This is a genomic window from Lactiplantibacillus pingfangensis, assembly GCF_005404945.1.
Classification (GTDB): Bacteria; Bacillota; Bacilli; order Lactobacillales; family Lactobacillaceae; genus Lactiplantibacillus; species Lactiplantibacillus pingfangensis.
In genome coordinates this window covers 68,143-84,823 of the sequence record NZ_BJDG01000005.1, presented here as the reverse complement: position 1 = coordinate 84,823, position 16,681 = coordinate 68,143, and the positions used below count along the sequence as shown (strand labels likewise).

General features: G+C 43.7%; 15 protein-coding genes and 1 other RNA gene. 12 read left to right on the top strand and 4 right to left on the bottom strand.

The features are described 5' to 3' along the window. Window positions 1–250 precede the first annotated feature (250 nt). Together mprF and FFM74_RS03480 are read left to right on the top strand one after the other, a co-directional pair. On the top strand, window positions 251–2,869 hold the full coding sequence (mprF, locus tag FFM74_RS03485) for a bifunctional lysylphosphatidylglycerol flippase/synthetase MprF (RefSeq protein WP_137625247.1): 2,619 nt from the start codon (window positions 251–253) through the stop codon (window positions 2,867–2,869). A 716-nt stretch (window positions 2,870–3,585) separates the two neighbouring features. Next, window positions 3,586–4,503: a prenyltransferase gene (locus tag FFM74_RS03480; protein WP_137625246.1), complete on the top strand. Its 918-nt coding sequence runs from the start codon at window positions 3,586–3,588 to the stop codon at window positions 4,501–4,503. Window positions 4,504–4,715: 212 nt separating this feature from the next. Here FFM74_RS03480 and FFM74_RS03475 read toward each other — a convergent pair whose 3' ends face one another. From FFM74_RS03475 to FFM74_RS03460, 4 genes are all read right to left on the bottom strand, one after another. Beyond that, the gene (locus FFM74_RS03475) at window positions 4,716–5,291 is read right to left on the bottom strand and encodes an LOG family protein (RefSeq protein ID WP_137625245.1); all 576 of its coding nucleotides are present in this window, start codon (window positions 5,289–5,291) and stop codon (window positions 4,716–4,718) included. 982 nt (window positions 5,292–6,273) lie between these two features. Continuing rightward, a complete protein-coding gene (gene nrdF / locus FFM74_RS03470) occupies window positions 6,274–7,284 on the bottom strand; it encodes a class 1b ribonucleoside-diphosphate reductase subunit beta (RefSeq protein ID WP_137625244.1) in 1,011 nt (336 codons plus the stop codon). Between the two features lie 30 nt (window positions 7,285–7,314). Beyond that, window positions 7,315–9,480 (bottom strand): class 1b ribonucleoside-diphosphate reductase subunit alpha, encoded by a 2,166-nt coding sequence (gene nrdE / locus FFM74_RS03465; RefSeq protein WP_137625243.1) that lies wholly within the window; start codon window positions 9,478–9,480, stop codon window positions 7,315–7,317. Between the two features lie 140 nt (window positions 9,481–9,620). After that, entirely contained in the window at window positions 9,621–9,851 is a 231-nt protein-coding gene (locus FFM74_RS03460; RefSeq protein ID WP_137625242.1) for a redoxin NrdH, read from the bottom strand. Window positions 9,852–10,074: 223 nt separating this feature from the next. Here FFM74_RS03460 and FFM74_RS03455 point away from each other — a divergent pair, with 223 nt between their 5' ends. The 10 genes from FFM74_RS03455 (at window position 10,075) to holB (ending at window position 16,680) form a co-directional block, all read left to right on the top strand. After that, window positions 10,075–10,683 carry a class I SAM-dependent methyltransferase gene (locus tag FFM74_RS03455; RefSeq protein ID WP_137625241.1) on the top strand — a complete coding sequence of 203 codons (609 nt, stop codon included), beginning with the start codon at window positions 10,075–10,077 and terminating at the stop codon, window positions 10,681–10,683. A gap of 1 nt (window position 10,684) precedes the next feature. Next, the gene (tadA, locus tag FFM74_RS03450; protein ID WP_223877149.1) at window positions 10,685–11,191 is read left to right on the top strand and encodes a tRNA adenosine(34) deaminase TadA; all 507 of its coding nucleotides are present in this window, start codon (window positions 10,685–10,687) and stop codon (window positions 11,189–11,191) included. A gap of 47 nt (window positions 11,192–11,238) precedes the next feature. Further along, window positions 11,239–11,336: signal recognition particle sRNA small type (gene ffs / locus FFM74_RS03445), an RNA gene on the top strand. Window positions 11,337–11,499: 163 nt separating this feature from the next. Further along, complete coding sequence (gene dnaX, locus FFM74_RS03440) at window positions 11,500–13,197, top strand: DNA polymerase III subunit gamma/tau (protein ID WP_137625240.1); 1,698 nt, start codon at window positions 11,500–11,502, stop codon at window positions 13,195–13,197. Window positions 13,198–13,218: 21 nt separating this feature from the next. Then, window positions 13,219–13,527 carry a YbaB/EbfC family nucleoid-associated protein gene (locus tag FFM74_RS03435; RefSeq protein ID WP_137625239.1) on the top strand — a complete coding sequence of 103 codons (309 nt, stop codon included), beginning with the start codon at window positions 13,219–13,221 and terminating at the stop codon, window positions 13,525–13,527. Window positions 13,528–13,550: 23 nt separating this feature from the next. Continuing rightward, window positions 13,551–14,150 carry a recombination mediator RecR gene (gene recR / locus FFM74_RS03430; RefSeq protein ID WP_137625238.1) on the top strand — a complete coding sequence of 200 codons (600 nt, stop codon included), beginning with the start codon at window positions 13,551–13,553 and terminating at the stop codon, window positions 14,148–14,150. 3 nt (window positions 14,151–14,153) lie between these two features. Then, window positions 14,154–14,417, top strand: a complete 264-nt coding sequence (locus tag FFM74_RS03425) for a YaaL family protein (RefSeq protein WP_137625237.1) — start codon at window positions 14,154–14,156, stop codon at window positions 14,415–14,417. 233 nt (window positions 14,418–14,650) lie between these two features. After that, complete coding sequence (gene tmk / locus FFM74_RS03420; RefSeq protein ID WP_137625299.1) at window positions 14,651–15,313, top strand: dTMP kinase; 663 nt, start codon at window positions 14,651–14,653, stop codon at window positions 15,311–15,313. Then, entirely contained in the window at window positions 15,313–15,642 is a 330-nt protein-coding gene (locus tag FFM74_RS03415; protein WP_137615837.1) for a cyclic-di-AMP receptor, read from the top strand. Before tmk ends, FFM74_RS03415 begins: the two co-directional genes overlap by 1 nt. Before the next feature lie 18 nt (window positions 15,643–15,660). Continuing rightward, window positions 15,661–16,680, top strand: coding sequence for a DNA polymerase III subunit delta' (gene holB, locus FFM74_RS03410; protein WP_137625236.1), 1,020 nt, complete (start codon window positions 15,661–15,663; stop codon window positions 16,678–16,680). Window position 16,681: the final 1 nt, after the last annotated feature.

Below are 16,681 nucleotides of genomic sequence, written 5' to 3'. Positions count from 1 at the left end.
ATTCCCCTCCAATAAGTAATAACTAAATTATACAAGCATGGAAAGCGAATGGTAAAGACTATTTTAAAATAAATTTGCTGATAATAATTAGTTTTTAATGATAGACGCGAATGAGCGTCAGGCTGATGTTGATAAGCATGACGGGGCTAACGAAAGATAATTAAGTACCCTAAGCTCAAACCGTGAGTGGTTGTATAAATGGTGAAAGCTTGCGATAATGGGACTAATTAGATTATTGGGGGAATGTTTTTTGAAGGCGACCTTACGAAAAATGGGGGCGGTATTGACTAAACGAATGGGGCTCATTAAAGCGCTGTTTATTTTTTCAGTCCTGCTATTCGTCATTACTGAAGTCGGCAAAATTGCGAAGGAAGTTAGTGGCGCTGAATTAGCCACTGCCTTGGCGTCACAATCTTGGTGGCATTTATTAAGTATGGTGATTATTGGGATTGTGGCGGTGACGCCTATGCTCACTTACGACGTGATGATCACTAAATTTCTGCCTAATCATTACTCACTGGCTTATATTTTAAAGGCCGGCTGGATTACGAACACCTTCACTAATATTGGTGGCTTTGGTGGTGTGCTGGGCGCGTCATTGCGGGCGAACTTTTATAATAAAGAAGCGACTAAAAAGCAGATCGTGTTTGCAATCTCTAAAATTGCGCTGTTCTTAGTTTCTGGTCTATCGCTGTATTGCATGATTTCATTAGTCTTAGTTTATGTTTTCCGAATTGGTGGCGTCTATGATAGTTACTGGATTTGGTTAGTTGGTGGCGCCTTATACTTTCCAGCGATATTTATTTTCACGCGCGTCAATGATTCAGAATTTTTTGAAGGCCTGACTTTAAATAATGTGGTGCGGCTATTGAGTGGTTCCTTTGGGGAATGGACGGGCTGTGTCTTGTTCTTCCTCTTGATTGGGAACTTTATGCAATTGCCAATCGACTTCGCTGCCGTGGTGCCGTTATTCGTGATTGCCTCAGTAGTCGGGGAAGTTTCGATGGTTCCTGGTGGGATTGGGTCATTTGATGTGTTCATGATTTTTGGTCTCGGAGCCGTGGGCGTGTCGCGTCCGGATGCTGTGGCCTGGTTGTTGTTCTACCGACTATTCTATTATATTATTCCGTTCGCCATCGGCCTGACCTTATTTATTCATGATACGGGTCATCGGCTAAATGTCCGTTTAGAGGGACTACCTAAAATTGCGCTGCAACGGGTTGCACAGCTGGCGTTAACCTTGTTTTTATATTTATCAGGGTTCATGATGTTGTTGATGTCGACCGTGCCTAACTTTGCTTATAACAATAAGTTATTTTTACAAGTTTATCCGTTTACGTTCTTTTTTATTAATCAAGCAAGTAGTATTGTGATGGCGTTTCTCTTAATTGGGGCCGGGTTAGGAACCGCTGGCCGCGTTAAGCGGGCGTTTTGGCCAACGGTGATTATTCTGTTGGTAGCTATTTTGAATACGATTCGCTGGTTAGTGGTGTATGATGCGATTTCGATGAAGTTCATTATTTTCTTAGTGGTCATCTTGGCCTTAGTGCCCTTGTCGCATCGCGCCTATTATCGTGAGCGTTTGGCCTTTTCATGGGGACAGACACTCTGGGTCGGTTGCGTGTATGTGGTGACCTTCGTCTTGTATACCATTGTCGGGGTCTATAATGCCCCCCAAATTCATCATCGGCATGCGGTCCCGGAAGCCTTATTCTTTCCATCGCAAAAATTATGGCTCTTTGGCGTCATTGGCTTAGTATTGGCGGCGTTAATTTTGGTCGCCATGTACGGGTATTTAGCGCGCGGGCATAATCCACGCTTGCGCGGTAAGCTGGATACTGATCGGATTAAAACGCTAATTTCGACATTTGGTGGCAATGAGATTTCACATTTGGCCTTTTTAAATGACAAGTTGGTTTATTACTATCAAGTCGATGGGGTTGATCAGTTAGCTTTTCTATACCAACAGAAGGCCGATAAATTGATTTTAATGGGCGAGCCGTTTGGTAACCAGGCTTATTTGCAGCCGGCCTTAGAACAGCTGATGGACGATGCTGACAGTGATGGCTGTTCGTTAGTCTTTTATGAAATCAATGAGACGTTAACGATGCGATTGCATGAAATGGGATTTGACTTCATTAAAACTGGCGAGGAAGGTCACGTTAGATTAGCTGAGTTTAGCTTAGCGGGGAAACGCCTCCGTGGTGAGCGGGCCTTGATGAATAAATTTACTCGGGATCATTATGAGTTTGCTGTGATCAAGCCACCATTTTCGACCGAGACGATGGCAGAATTACGCGCGGTTTCTGAGAGCTGGTTGCATGGTGAATCTGAGAAAGGCTTCTCGCTAGGCTTTTTCGATGAAACGTATTTGAATCAGGCGCCGATCGCCGTGGTTTACGATCCGCAACACAAAATTGTGGCCTTTGCGAATTTGATGCCACAAGGCAATGATCAGGTGGCCTCAATTGATTTGATGCGTTCCAGTGATGAGGCGCCATCTGGTATTATGGATACGGTCTTCGTCCATTTGTTTGAAGATGCGCGGGACCAAGGCTATGCCTACTTCAATATGGGGATGGCCCCGTTAGCCGGTGTCGGGATTTCACGATACAGTTTCATTCAAGAAAAGATTGCGCATTTAATTTATGAATATGGCTATCAGTTATATGGGTTCCAAGGACTGCGGTCATACAAAGAAAAATACGTCACGGATTGGGCGCCGAAGTATATTGCTTATCGCAAACGCAATTCGTTAATCTTTACGATTTTACAGTTGCTCCAAGTTGTGAATACGCGGACGAAAAAACATGGTAGTCACCACAGTATTTTGCTACCCAAATGGATTCAAAATACGATCCGTCACTAATTAAGTGTCAATAAAACGGTTAGGGCCTGACAACGGTTCTAACCGTTTTTTTTTGCGGACAAAGTCTAAAGGTTGAAAGATGAAAATGACTAATAACTACTGCCATGTTAATGATTAGGCCATGAAGATTAGTTGACATGGCCGCTTCCAGTCGCCACTGATAACATGCGGCCGTGGGACCGGATCAAGCCTGAGAACCGTCTTGGTCCTCGCCCGGAACGCTTGCCAAAATCGCAAGTGTCCCGGACCGTCCGTGGCGTAACGCCGGCAAGAAACATGCCGACCCAACGCCACGGTCACGACCGATGGGATCAGCGGCGACTTCCAGCTAATTTAACAGTGTTAGGTTAGGCTTTAGCGGAGACGGGCAGAATCGTTGTGCTGTGTCGGTAAGATTGGCCGGCGTTCCTGACCGCCCAATCTTACAGGGCGATTCAAAGACGTAGGTTATCGGCTTTAAATCGAAGTCACAGACCTTCCTTTGGCTGGGACTGTCCCCCAGAGCACAACGATTCTGGCTGACGGAGCGTTCACCATGAGTTTAGCTTAGAAGCGACTACTACTGAATTAGTATTTCACTTATAACCATTGTTAAATTGGGATTGATAGCTACTGTTCGTCTTTTAACCTTTAGGATAAAGTTTCAAAATAATCGTCAACTGTTATTAAATCGTGTAGGATAAATGTTAATTAGTGTTGAATTGGGGGAATTTGAAATGCGACGTTGGTTAACTTGGTCCGTATTTTATGAGTTAACGGAGATTTACACGGCACCACTAAATATCATGTGGTTTGTGTTAGGTGTGGCAATTGCGCAGTATCGAGTCGGGGTCGTTAATTGGCTGAATGTGGGCTTGTGTTTAGTGGCGGTCTTTATTTTCGATCTGGCAGTGAATGTGTCTGATAATTATTATGACTATTTACATGCGCATGACCGGGCTGGTTACGCGGCTAAAACAAATCCGATTGGCCGTTTAGCTTTGCCAGTGGCTGGCGTGGGACGTTTGGCCCTGGCATTATACGGGCTGTCATTGTTACCTGGAATCTGGCTCGTCTTACGCACTGGCTGGCTCGTTTTAGTATTAGGTCTAATCGGCTATGTGATTGGTATTTTTTATACGGCTGGTCCGCATCCAATCAACGCGACGCCGTGGTGTGAAACGGTGGTGGCGTTGTCGATTGCGTTCCTAATTCAATTAACCTGTGTGGTCGTTTCGACTTATGGGGTGCAGCCGTTAACTTGGGCGACGGTGGGGGTGACGTTTTTACTCTGTCTACCGCTGACCTTGATTTTCTTCACCATTCAATTGGCGAATAATACTGCTGATCGCGATGAAGATATTCTAAATCAGCGTTACACGCTGGCTTACTATTTAGGGAAGCCTGGTTCGGTTAAGTTGATCCAAGCTTTCTTAGTGATTGGGAGCTTGTGGCCGTTAGTTAACTGGTGGTTACAATTGGCGCCGGCGATTACCGGGCTTGTCAGCTTATTATTGCCGTTGATGTGGTTAGGCATGCGGCCGTTCTTCGCTGTTCAAAATAAGCGGCAAACTTTCATGACTACGGTGAAGAGTGCCTCGTTATTTTTCATTGCTTATCCGCTCCTATTTGCCGTTGGCGTCTGGGTTATTTAAGCTAATGTGGCACAAGAATTTTGACTGATAGCACGTGGCTCATTTAGGCGCATCTGATACTGACATAGGGTAGTGGTCCTTTTTAAGTTTCTCAAGCGCACTAAATAACGCCGACACAATTTTACGTGTCGGCGTTATTTGGGTTGCCTTTCAATTGTCTGACCAACTATCCGGAAGCAGTCAATCTTACCTGCTATCCCGGATGGGGGGCATTAGTTAGTATATTTGGGCGGTAAAATGTGTTTAAAGGTTTGGAATCCACTAAAGATTTCGTCCAAGTTATGACCGTCAATGAAGAGGTCAAGGTTTTCCTGCGGGGCAAACCCGTATTTGGTGGCGGTTTGCATCATCGTTACCATTGGATCGTAAAAACCGTCGATGTTATAAAGCGCAATTGGCTTTTGATGGATATCCATTTGACTCCATGAGAGCATTTGAATAAATTCTTCAAAAGTGCCGAAGCCACCTGGTAAAACGATGAAGGCATCTGCAAGGTGCAGCATTTTTTCTTTTCGGTCACTCATCGTTTGGGTTTCTACAAATGTCGTCACGGTTTTTAGTGCTAAGCCCTTGGCAGCTAAAAAGTGGGGGATAATGCCAATGACGCGACCGTTAGCTGCTAAAGTCGCTTCGGCAACGTCGGCCATGAGACCATGATTACCACCACCATAAATGAGTTGATAATCGTTTTGGGCCAAATAAGTGCCCAGTGCTCGGGTCTTATCGGCGAACTTGGGATCTAAACCAGAATTTGAACCACAGAAGACGCAAATATTATGAATTGCCATTAATAATCACCTTTCTAATTGGCTAACACTTAATCTTGTATAGACTTATTATCATTAATTTTGAGAACTGTTAATAAAACGGCGCAATAATTCAGGAATCATTCTTGATATATACTGGTTTATCTTTATCGTCAGCTCCATACACATTAAATTTAATAATTGTTACTTGAGAGCTGATGAGTATTTTTAGTTTTAGTGATTCCAAGGATTAATTTGCTGCAGGTATTCTGCAACAAACCTGTAGAAAACCTGCAGAATAAAATTACCACTCACAATCAACGTGAGTCACATTATTTTAGTGCTCAAATGATTTTATCTTATTAGCTAAAGGTTGAAAGATCAAAATCGCTAACAATTACTGCCATGTCAATGATTATGGTATGAAAATTAGTTGACATGGTCGCTTCCAGTCGCCACTGATAGCATACGGCCGTGGGACCGGTTCAAGCATAAGGAACGTCTTGACCTTTACCACCGATACTATCAGCGGCGACTTCCAGCCAATTTAACTGTTTTTTAGGTTAGGGTTTAGCGCAGGCAGGCAGAATCGTTGTGCTGTGTCGGTAAGATTGGTCGGCGGGGCTTGGCCGCCTAATCTTACAGGGCGATTCTAAGACGTGGGTTGTCGGCTTTGAATCGAAGTCGCAGACCGTACTATGGCTGCGGCTGTCCCACCATAGCACAGTGATTCTGCCTGCCGGAGCGGGAGTGTCACTAATTTGAAAATGCTTGTTGCCTATCTGACAGTGTCTACGAGCCCTTTTGTCCTTTCAACCTTCAGTTATTAGTAAAAAAACGGCTGGCACACATTGCGCCAGCCGCTTTTGTAGCTCCGAATATTTACAGTCGAAACGTGGAACAAAAGACTGCGACCTCCGCTTAGCTACGGAAACCGAACGATTGAAAACCCCAATCATTCGGTTTCCTAGGCTATGCTCGGTAGCAACCCGCCTTTTGTCCCACTCTCTAAAATTAAGCTTAATTAATCGTCAGGTTCACCAATATCGTAATCAGTATCCTGCATGGCTTCAACTTGGCCTAAACGATAACCATTCCCAACTTGTGAGAAGAAGTCATGGTTTGAAGTCCCAGTTGAAATCCCGTTCATGACAACTGGATTAACATCTTCAGCTGTATCTGGGAAGAGGGCGTCTTGCCCTAAGTTCATCAAAGCTTTATTCGCATTGTAGCGACTGAAAGTTAAGACTTCGTCGGACCAGCCAACTTGATCGTAAACTAAATGAATATAGTTTTCTTCGTTCTCATATAACTTATACAAGAAGTCGAACATCCAGTCTTTGAATTCTGCTTGTTGCTTTTCAGAACGGTCTTTAAAGCCAATTTGGAATTTATAACCAATATAAGTTCCATGCACACTTTCATCTCTAAGAATCAATTTGATGATTTCAGCGACGTTTGGTAATTGGTTATGTCCCAAGTAGAAGAGTGGCGTGTAGAAACCAGAATAGAATAAGAAAGTTTCTAGAAAGACGTTTGCAACTTTTTGTTTCAATGGGTCTTCATCCAAATTATCATATAATTTGTAAATCCATTTAGCCTTATTTTGCAAATATTCTTCACTGTCACTCCAGTCGAAGATTTCGTTAATTTCATCGGGAGTATTCAAAGTTTCAAAAATTGTTGAATAACTCTTCGCGTGGACAGATTCCATAAATTGGATGTTGTTTAAAACAGCCGTTTCATGTGAAGTGACCACGTGTCGCCGTAATGATTGTAAGCCATCTTGTGATTGCAAGGTATCAAGTAGCGTCAAGCCACCGAACACGTGACCAACGACCCAACGATGATCGTCATCCAAGTTACGCCAATCTGACATATCATTAGAAACGGGAATTCGGGTATCTAACCAAAATTGTTCAGTTAATTTTTCCCAAGTACTTTTGTCAATTGCATCTGAAACGCGATCCCAGTTAATTGCTTTATAGTTGCCATTACTGAGAAGTTTTTGGTAATAAGCCAAGTCTGTTGCCATAACCAGTTGTCCTCCTAGTGATCTAATGTTCTAAATTACACAGCTTTCACATTCGTTGACACCAACTTCACCATCATCATCCGTAAAGGTCCGAATGTAGTAGATGGATTTGATGCCTTTCCGATAAGCATAGTTCCGGAGGATGTTTAAGTCCCGCGTTGTCATTTTATCTGTGCGACCGTCTTTCCATTCGTATAAGCCAGCTGGAATAGTGGAACGCATGAAGAGGGTTAAACTCATGCCTTGATCCACATGCTGTTGTGCAGCCGCATAGACGTCAATAACTTTCCGCATATCAGTATCGTAAGCCGACTTATAATAGTTTATTGTATCATTAGATAGGTAAGGAGCGGGATAATAAATCTTACCAATTTTCTTTTCTTGCCGTTCTTCAACCCGATTAATGATTGGATGCAGACTTGCGGTCGTATCATTGATGTATGAAATTGACCCGTTCGGTGCGACAGCCATGCGGTTTTGATGGTAGAGACCGTCACGCATGACGGCTGTTTTTAAAGCGTCCCAGTCTGCTTGAGTTGGAATAAAAATACCGTCAAAAAGTTCTTGTGTTTTTTCAAACTTTGGTTGCCAAGCTTTTTCAGTATATTTATCGAAATATGACCCATCTGCATACTTTGATTTGTCAAAGTTAACGAAGGTGGTCTGACGTTCACGCGCAATTTCATTGGAAGCTTTTAAGGTCCAATAGTTTAAGAGTAAGAAGTAGATGTTTGTAAAATCAACCGCTTCTTTACTGCCGTAAGCCATTTGGTTCTTGGCAAAGAAGGCATGTAAGCCCATTGCGCCTAGGCCAATCGTATGTGCTTGGTGATTACCCTTTTGAATAGAAGGGACCACGTCAACGTTGGAGTTGTCGGTCACAAAGGTCAAGGCACGAACCATGGCCTCAACAGAATGTCCGAAATCTGGTGATTGCATCAAATTCACGATGTTCGTTGACCCGAGGTTACAGCTAATATCGGTTCCTAGCTTTTCGTATTCTTGTTGATCATTGATCAGTGATGGTGTTTGGACTTGCATGACTTCAGAACATAAGTTACTCATGACAATTTTGCCATCAATCGGATTGGCACGGTTAGCTGTATCAATGTTGACCACGTAAGGGTAGCCAGATTCTTGTTGCAGCTTACTGATTTCATTTTCCAAATCACGGGCTTTAATCTTGGTCTTTTTAATGTTCGGATTCTTGACCATATTGTCATATTCTTTAGTAATGTCAACGTATGAGAATGGTTCGCCGTATTCACGTTCAACCCCGTAAGGACTGAATAAATACATGTCGGCATCTTCCTTGATGAGTTCATAAAATTTGTCGGGAACCGTCACACCAAGTGACAAGGTCTTTAAACGAATCTTTTCGTCAGCGTTTTCCTTTTTAGCAGACAAGAAAGCAATGATATCTGGATGGAAAACACTCAAATAAACGACGCCGGCACCTTGACGTTGACCTAATTGGTTAGAATAGGAAAAACTATCCTCTAATAATTTCATGACCGGAACCACCCCACTGGCAGCACCGTCAATATGCTTGATTGGATCACCCGCGCCACGTAAGTTGCTCAAGTTGATCCCAACACCGCCACCGATTCGTGACAATTGTAAGGCTGAATTAATGGTCCGACCGATGGCATTCATATCATCGGTTGACTGAATTAAGAAACATGAGATGAGTTCGCCTCGGCGTGCCCGCCCCGCGTTTAAGAAACTAGGTGTGGCTGGTTGGTAGCGTTGGTGAATCATTTCATCAGCTAAGGACATGGCGAGCTTTTCGTCACCATCGGCAAAGTAGAGGGCATTCATGGCGACACGGTCAATATAGTTTTCAAGATAGTAATCGCCATTATCGGTCTTCAACGCATATTGAGCATAAAATTTATAAGCGGCCATAAACGTTTTAAAGTGGAAGTCTTGTGATTTTAAATAGTCATAGATGGCTTCGATGAAGCTAAAGTCGTATTTTTCGACAAAACCTTCTTCAAGATAATCGTGAGCCATCAAGTAATCAAAACGGGCCTTTAAGTTGTCGAATCGTTTTGTGTTAGGACGCACATTTTGATCCAAGAAAGCTGCTAGGGCTTCTTGATCTTTGTTCAACGGAATTTGATTATCAACTGGAATATTAATTTCGTTGTTCAAATCGTAATACGTGACGTCTTTTAAATTTTTTAGGGTCATGAGTACTCCTCTTTCTATCTAGTGTTGAAAGTTGTGGTTAAAAGTGCGACCCACAATCAGTAGGGTCCTATTGATTGTGGGTCGCTTATAAATAAGTGTTGAATCGCAACTATGTAACCACGCAAAAAAGCGCGGTGGTACTATACAGCGAGCTGCTTTAAAGCATCAGGACGGAAACCAGCAATTGCGCTTTCGCCATTGATTTCGACAACGGGGACCGCTTGGAAACCTTGATTCTTTAAATAGTCAACATATTCAGGATTGGTGTTGATATTCTTTTCTTCAAACGCAATGTTATGAGCAGTCAAAAACTTCTTGGTCATTTTGCATTGCATACAATTATTCTTCGTAAATACGGTTACTTTTTTCATCATTGATCACCCTTAATTCGTTTTTATCGATAAATTTAGTATACAACAAGATGTGGAAAATACAATCAAAAAACACAACATCTTGTAGGTCGAATGAATCCGAAATACAAGATATTGTGTTAGTGACGGCCTTTAACCGTAATTAAATTTTTTAAATAAATTGTCGTTATTTCTCGGAATCAGTTATCATAGAACTAGCCTATAAATTCAGAGGAAAATAAATATGACCAACTATTATTATACACACAATCCAGACGTTGTGCATGACGAAAAGCAATGGAATTTTGAAATTTTTAATCACGACTTTAAATTCACTACGGATAACGGGGTTTTCTCCAAACGAACATTAGATTACGGCTCGCGGACATTGTTATCGGCATTTGATCCGACAGCACTCCCGGCTGGAGATCTGCTAGATTTAGGCACCGGATATGGGCCAATTGGCATGGCATTGGCTTACCAGTCGCCAGACCGTCAAGTCGATATGGTTGATGTGAATGAGTTGGCGTTAAGCTTGGCACGTAAAAATACGAACTTAAACCAAATTTCAAATGTGACCATTTTTACGTCGGACTGTTATGATGGCGTCACGAAGACTGACTATGCTGCCATTGTGACTAATCCACCTGTTCGGGCCGGCAAAGCAGTGGTTGACGCGATGCTAACTGGGGCGCAATCACATTTGACGGTTGGCGGGACGTTAACGGTCGTCCTGCAAAAGAAACAAGGCGCCCCTTCGGCCAAGAAATTAATGACTACAACATTTGGCAATTGTACCATTATTAAAAAGGATAAAGGCTACTATATTTTGCAAAGTGTGAAGGAGGGATAGTTTGAAACCAACAGAAGCTGAAACTTGGATGCTTGAAGCCTTGCATGAGGCTAGAATGGCAAACGTGATTGGTGAAGTCCCGATTGGCGCCGTGATTGTGCATGATGGTGAAATCATTGGTCGCGGACACAATTTACGTGAACATGGTCAAGACGCGACTTTGCATGCCGAAATCGTGGCAATTCAAGAAGCCTGCGAATATTTGCACAGCTGGCGCCTAGAAGATTGTCAGATTTATGTCACCTTGGAACCGTGTATCATGTGCTGTGGTGCAATTATTAACGCCCGAATTCCAGAAATTTATTACGGTGCCCGTGATCCAAAGGCCGGGGCGGTGCGAAGTTTGTATCAATTGTTGAGCGATAATCGGCTTAATCACCAAGTGGCCGTACATGAACGGGTGCTTGCCCGACCTGCTGGTGAAATGCTTGAAAACTTCTTCCGTGAAATTCGCAAGCGTAAAAAGGCCGAAAAGAAAGCCCGCCGAGCTGCCGCTGAAAAAAATTAGGCTGATGGCTAGCATTCTACTAATAAATCATGTATTATAGTATTTGCCGCAAGGCCTTAAGGCAAGGGTGGATTTACGAATCGTGTCAGGTCCGGAAGGAAGCAGCACTAAGTTTGCTTCATCTTGTGCCTTTTGTTTTTATGAAATGTAACAGCTCTTAGCCATTCGGTTGAGAGCTTTTTATTTAAGTAAATGTTTATAACCAGCGTTTAAAAGACAAAAATTGTGCCATAATTGTTATTTCTGGGCGGGGTTGGTCGTGGGACCAGACTTATACATAACTTTGAACCATAGAAAGGAAGATTCGCATGTATCGGGCACTATATCGGGTTTGGCGACCCCAACGTTTTGATGAAATTGTCGGGCAACAGATGATTACACAGACCTTGAAAAATGCCATCATGACCCACCAAACGAGTCATGCGTATTTATTCACTGGCCCACGGGGAACTGGGAAAACTTCCGCGGCTAAGATTTTTGCGAAGGCGATTAACTGCCATCATTTGGTCGACGGTGAGCCTTGTAATGAGTGTGAGAGTTGCCAGGCCATCACTAAGGGCCAAATGAATGACGTGATCGAAATTGATGCGGCGTCGAATAATGGCGTCGAAGAAATTCGTGACATCCGTGATAAGGCCAAATATGCACCAACTCAGGCCGATTACAAGGTCTACATTATTGATGAAGTTCATATGTTGTCGACAGGAGCTTTTAATGCCTTATTGAAGACGTTGGAAGAACCACCAGCTAACGTTATTTTTATTTTAGCGACAACCGAGCCACATAAGATTCCGTTAACGATTATTTCGCGAACACAACGTTTTGATTTTCGCCGGATCACCGCTAAAGATAGTTACGAGCGGATGGTTTACATTTTGCAGCAGAAAAATGTTGATTATGATGAGAAGGCCTTACGCGTGATTGCGCAAGCGGCAGAAGGTGGGATGCGGGATGCGTTGAGCATTTTGGATCAGGTCATTTCCTTTGGTGATAATACGGTGACGCTCGAAGATGCCTTGATGGTAACGGGAAGTGTGACGAAAAAACTGTTGGCTGATTATGTCGAAGAAGTCACGAGTCATGTGACTAAGCCGGCACTTGAAACGATGCGTCAAATTTTACAAGAAGGTAAAGATGCCAACCGTTTCATCGAAGATTTGATTAGCTATATGCGAGATGTGTTACTCTATCAACAAGCCCCTGAAATGGTCGATAGCGTGGCGATGGGTGAAGATGACCAGCGCTTTGCAGACTTTGCAAAACAGATTGACGCGGAAGTTTTGTATCAGATGATTAAAACATTGAATGACGTTCAACAGCAGATGCGGTTTACGACCCACCCAGATGTCTATTTGGAAGTGCTGACAGTCAAGCTTTCTCAATTGGAGACGGCTAAGCCGATTACTAGGACGGAAGCCACGGCTGCAACTAATCCGGATGATCCAACAATTCAAAAGCTGGCCGCCAAGGTCGATCAGTTGCAGAGTGAGTTAACGACGCTCAAAACAACTGGTGGGTCAGCGGCGGTAGCGAAGCCGGCACGGGCACGCTCGACAACTGGACCGGTCGTTAAAAAAGTCAATGTCAGCCAAATTTATCCGATTTTGGGTGCAGCGACTAAAGATGATTTGCTGAAGGTGCGCGACGTCTGGGCAGACTTAATGTCGATCTTGAGTGTGACGCAACGGGCCTTAATGCATGTTGCTAAACCGGTTGCCGCGAGTGGTGAAGGCGTGGTCGTCGCCTTTGATTATGCTTTCTTATATCAAAAGGCGATTGATGATCAAGTCTTAATGGATGCACTTGGTAATGGTTTAGACCGGTTGATGGGTCAGGCACCAAAAATCGTTTGTGTTCCCAAAGAACAGTGGCCAGAATTGCGTAAAGATTATTTAACAACTCATCAACCTGAAGGGGCAGCAACGCAGCAAGCGCCACAAAAGGCCCCAGTGGTTGATGAAGCCGAAAAGCGTTTCGGTGATTTAGTAGAAGTAAAACCAGATTAAGTTGAAGGGATTTGATGACTAATGATGCGTGGTATGGGAAATATGCAAAATATGATGAAACAAATGAAAAAGATGCAGCAACAAATGACAACGGAGCAAGCTGCTTTAAACGAGGAGACCTTCACTGGTAAAGCACCAGATGACATGGTGACCGTCACGTTTACTGGTGATAAAAAGATGCAAGATATCGCCATTAAACCAGAAGCGGTTGATCCAGATGACGTTGACATGCTCCAAGATCTTGTAGTGGCAGCGGTTAATGACGCTTTAGCACAAATTGATACCCAAACGCAAAGTACAATGGGTAAGTATACTAAGGGGTTACAGTAAAAAAACGGTCGTGAGGTAGTGAGATGCAATATCCAGAACCAATTGCAAAATTAATTGATAGTTATATGAAATTGCCCGGTATCGGTGGTAAGACCGCTACCCGGCTAGCCTTTTATACCATTGATATGGCCGGTGACGATGTGACGGAATTTGCCAAGTCACTCGTGGCCGCCAAGCGTGATCTACATTTTTGTAGCATCTGTGGAAATATTACCGAAGATGATCCTTGCGTGATTTGTAAGGATAAGTCTCGGGATCAAAGTACCGTCTTGGTCGTTGAAGAGGCTAAAGATGTGATGGCGATGGAAAAAATCAAAGAATATCAAGGCCTCTATCACGTCTTACATGGTGTTTTGTCTCCGGTAGATGGCAAAGGTCCGGAAGATATCAACATCGCAAGCTTATTGAAACGATTGCAACGAAATGATGCGATCAAAGAAGTGATTATTGCGACAAATGCCACGCCAGAAGGTGAAGCGACCGCGATGTACATTTCGCGGTTGGTGAAACCAGCGGGCATCAAAGTGACCCGGTTGGCACATGGGTTATCGGTTGGTAGTGATATTCAGTATGCGGATGAGATGACCTTATTCAAGGCGGTTGAAGGCCGTCAGGAGATGTAAGTCATGGCGAGAGGATTATTTAAGCGGCACCAGAAGATCAAGCAACCCAAAGCAACTTATGATGAACAACTCTTACAGTCGCTGAATGCTGCCAAGGTCGATTGGGATCGTGCGAAACAAAACGAAAAAGCGATTTATGATAATAACACCAGCGAGTTAGTCACACAAACAGCGTTAGCGCGGGTTAAGTATTTGTATTTATATCGAGAAGCCCGGTTGCGACAAGTTCATGGTAATGAAATCCAACGTTCTGTGATTGATAAATAGTAATGACCTAACTGTTGTCTGAAAATTGACAGCAGTTTTTTTGTGCTAAAAGTGTGGTTAGGCGTCATTTTTCGTTAGTAAAGTTTTTTTGAATCAATCAAAAAACACAATTGGTAGTGGTGAATGCGGTAAAATAAGAAGACCGGCTACCTTCACTAGTGGTGAACGCATTAGACATGGTCGAGACAATCAAGTACAATTATGACAACTATGTATTTTAGATGGGATTGGGAATTTTGACTGGAAAATTAATTACTTTTGAAGGACCTGACGGCGCTGGTAAAACGTCCGCCTTGAATGCCATTGTGGCTCAAATTGCGCCACGATTAGGCGATCAATTAATTGTGACTCGCGAACCGGGTGGCAATCAAATCTCAGAAGCTATTCGTAAAATTATTTTAGATCGAAAAAATACCGCGATGGATGATCGTACTGAGGCGTTGTTATACGCCGCAGCCCGACGTCAGCACATCGTCCAAAAAATTTTGCCAGCCTTGGCGCAGGACAAACTCGTGCTTTGTGATCGTTACATTGACAGCTCAATTGCTTATCAAGGCGCTGGTCGTGGGATCGGTGAACAAGCGGTGTATGAAATGAATCAATTTGCGACGGAAGGGTTAAATCCGGATTTGACCTTGTATTTTGACGTTGATGCTGAAGTTGGCCTTCAGCGAATCCAAACGCACCGTCAAGATGAAATTAACCGCTTAGATGTGGAAGCATTGAGCTTCCATCATCGTGTCCAGGCGGCTTACTTGAGACTCTTGGCGGCCTATCCGGAACGAATCAAGCGCTTAGATGCCAGTCAACCACTGGATCAAGTTGTCGCCCAGGCCATTGCGGTCATGACAGCCCAGTTACCACAGTATTTCGCAACCGAGGGGAAGTCGAAATGATGAAATTAATTATTGCCATTGTTCAAGATAAAGATAGTAATCGGCTGAGCAGTCAGTTTATTGAAGCTAATGTCCGCGCGACAAAATTATCGACAACCGGGGGCTTTTTACGCTCTGGGAATACCACATTTATGATTGGTATTGATGATGATCGGGTTGATGAGGTACTTGAAATGATTAAAAGTACCAGTCATGCGCGCGACCAATTTATGACACCACCGGTCAATTTGGATGTCACCATGGATGGTGCTTCGGCATATCCAGTTGAGGTTCAAGTCGGCGGTGCGACGGTCTTTGTTTTGCCAATTGAACAGTTCCATCAATTTTAATGAGCCGAGGTGGTTAAGATGTCAGCAACGGCGCCGTTAACAACAACTTTAACGACCAAACAACCGCGTTTGTTAGCCGCGTTCAAACATATTATTGCCCAGCAACACTTGGCACATGCCTACTTGTTCACGGGTATGGAAGGCGCAGGCCAAACTGAGCTGGCTCACTGGATTGCCCAACGGCTATTCTGTCTACATGTGGTTGATGGTGAACCGGATGGCACTTGTGAAGAGTGCGTGCGGATTGCCAACGGCCAGCATCCAGATATTGTCACGGTGGCACCCACGGGTCAGAGCATTCATGTTGATCAGGTGCGCTATTTAAAAGCGGAATTTTCTAAAAGTGCTGTCGAAGGAAATCGCAAACTATTTATCATTTCGGATGCTGAAAAGATGACGGCGAGTGCGGCCAATAGTTTACTTAAATTTATTGAGGAGCCTAGTGGTAATGTGACGGCGCTCTTACTAACAACGAATAAGCAGTTAATGCTACCGACCATCATTTCCCGAACGCAAGTTATCGAGTTTCCGCCCTTGGGAGCTGCTGAACTGCAGAAAAACTTCGAAGCGGCCGGAATTAAGCCACAGGCGGCGCAAACTTTACGACAGTTAACCAATAGTGTCAGCCAGGCACAGATGTTGCTAGTGGACGATTGGTTACCCAATGCGGTAGAACAACTGTGGCGTTGGTTTGAACAGGTTGTCAAAGGCGATCCCCGCAGTTTCGTCGCGGTGCAGACAAATTTGGTTAGTTTGGGTAAGGAAAGTGGCCAGCAATTAGTGTTATTGGATCTCATTGCGGCACTATTTCAAGATTTACTCCAATTACATTTTCAAGTGGATGCGGTTGAAGAACTCAGCTTTGGCCAATATCAACAACAATTACAAACGATGACTGACCGGTTAACGGATCAGCAGTTGGTGCAGGCGACGGAATTAGCGTTGACCGCCAAACGCCAACTGGCTAGTAATGTCAGCTTTCAAAATGTGTTAGAAGGCCTGACCTTAAAGTTATGGCCGATTTTTAAAAACGCTTAAT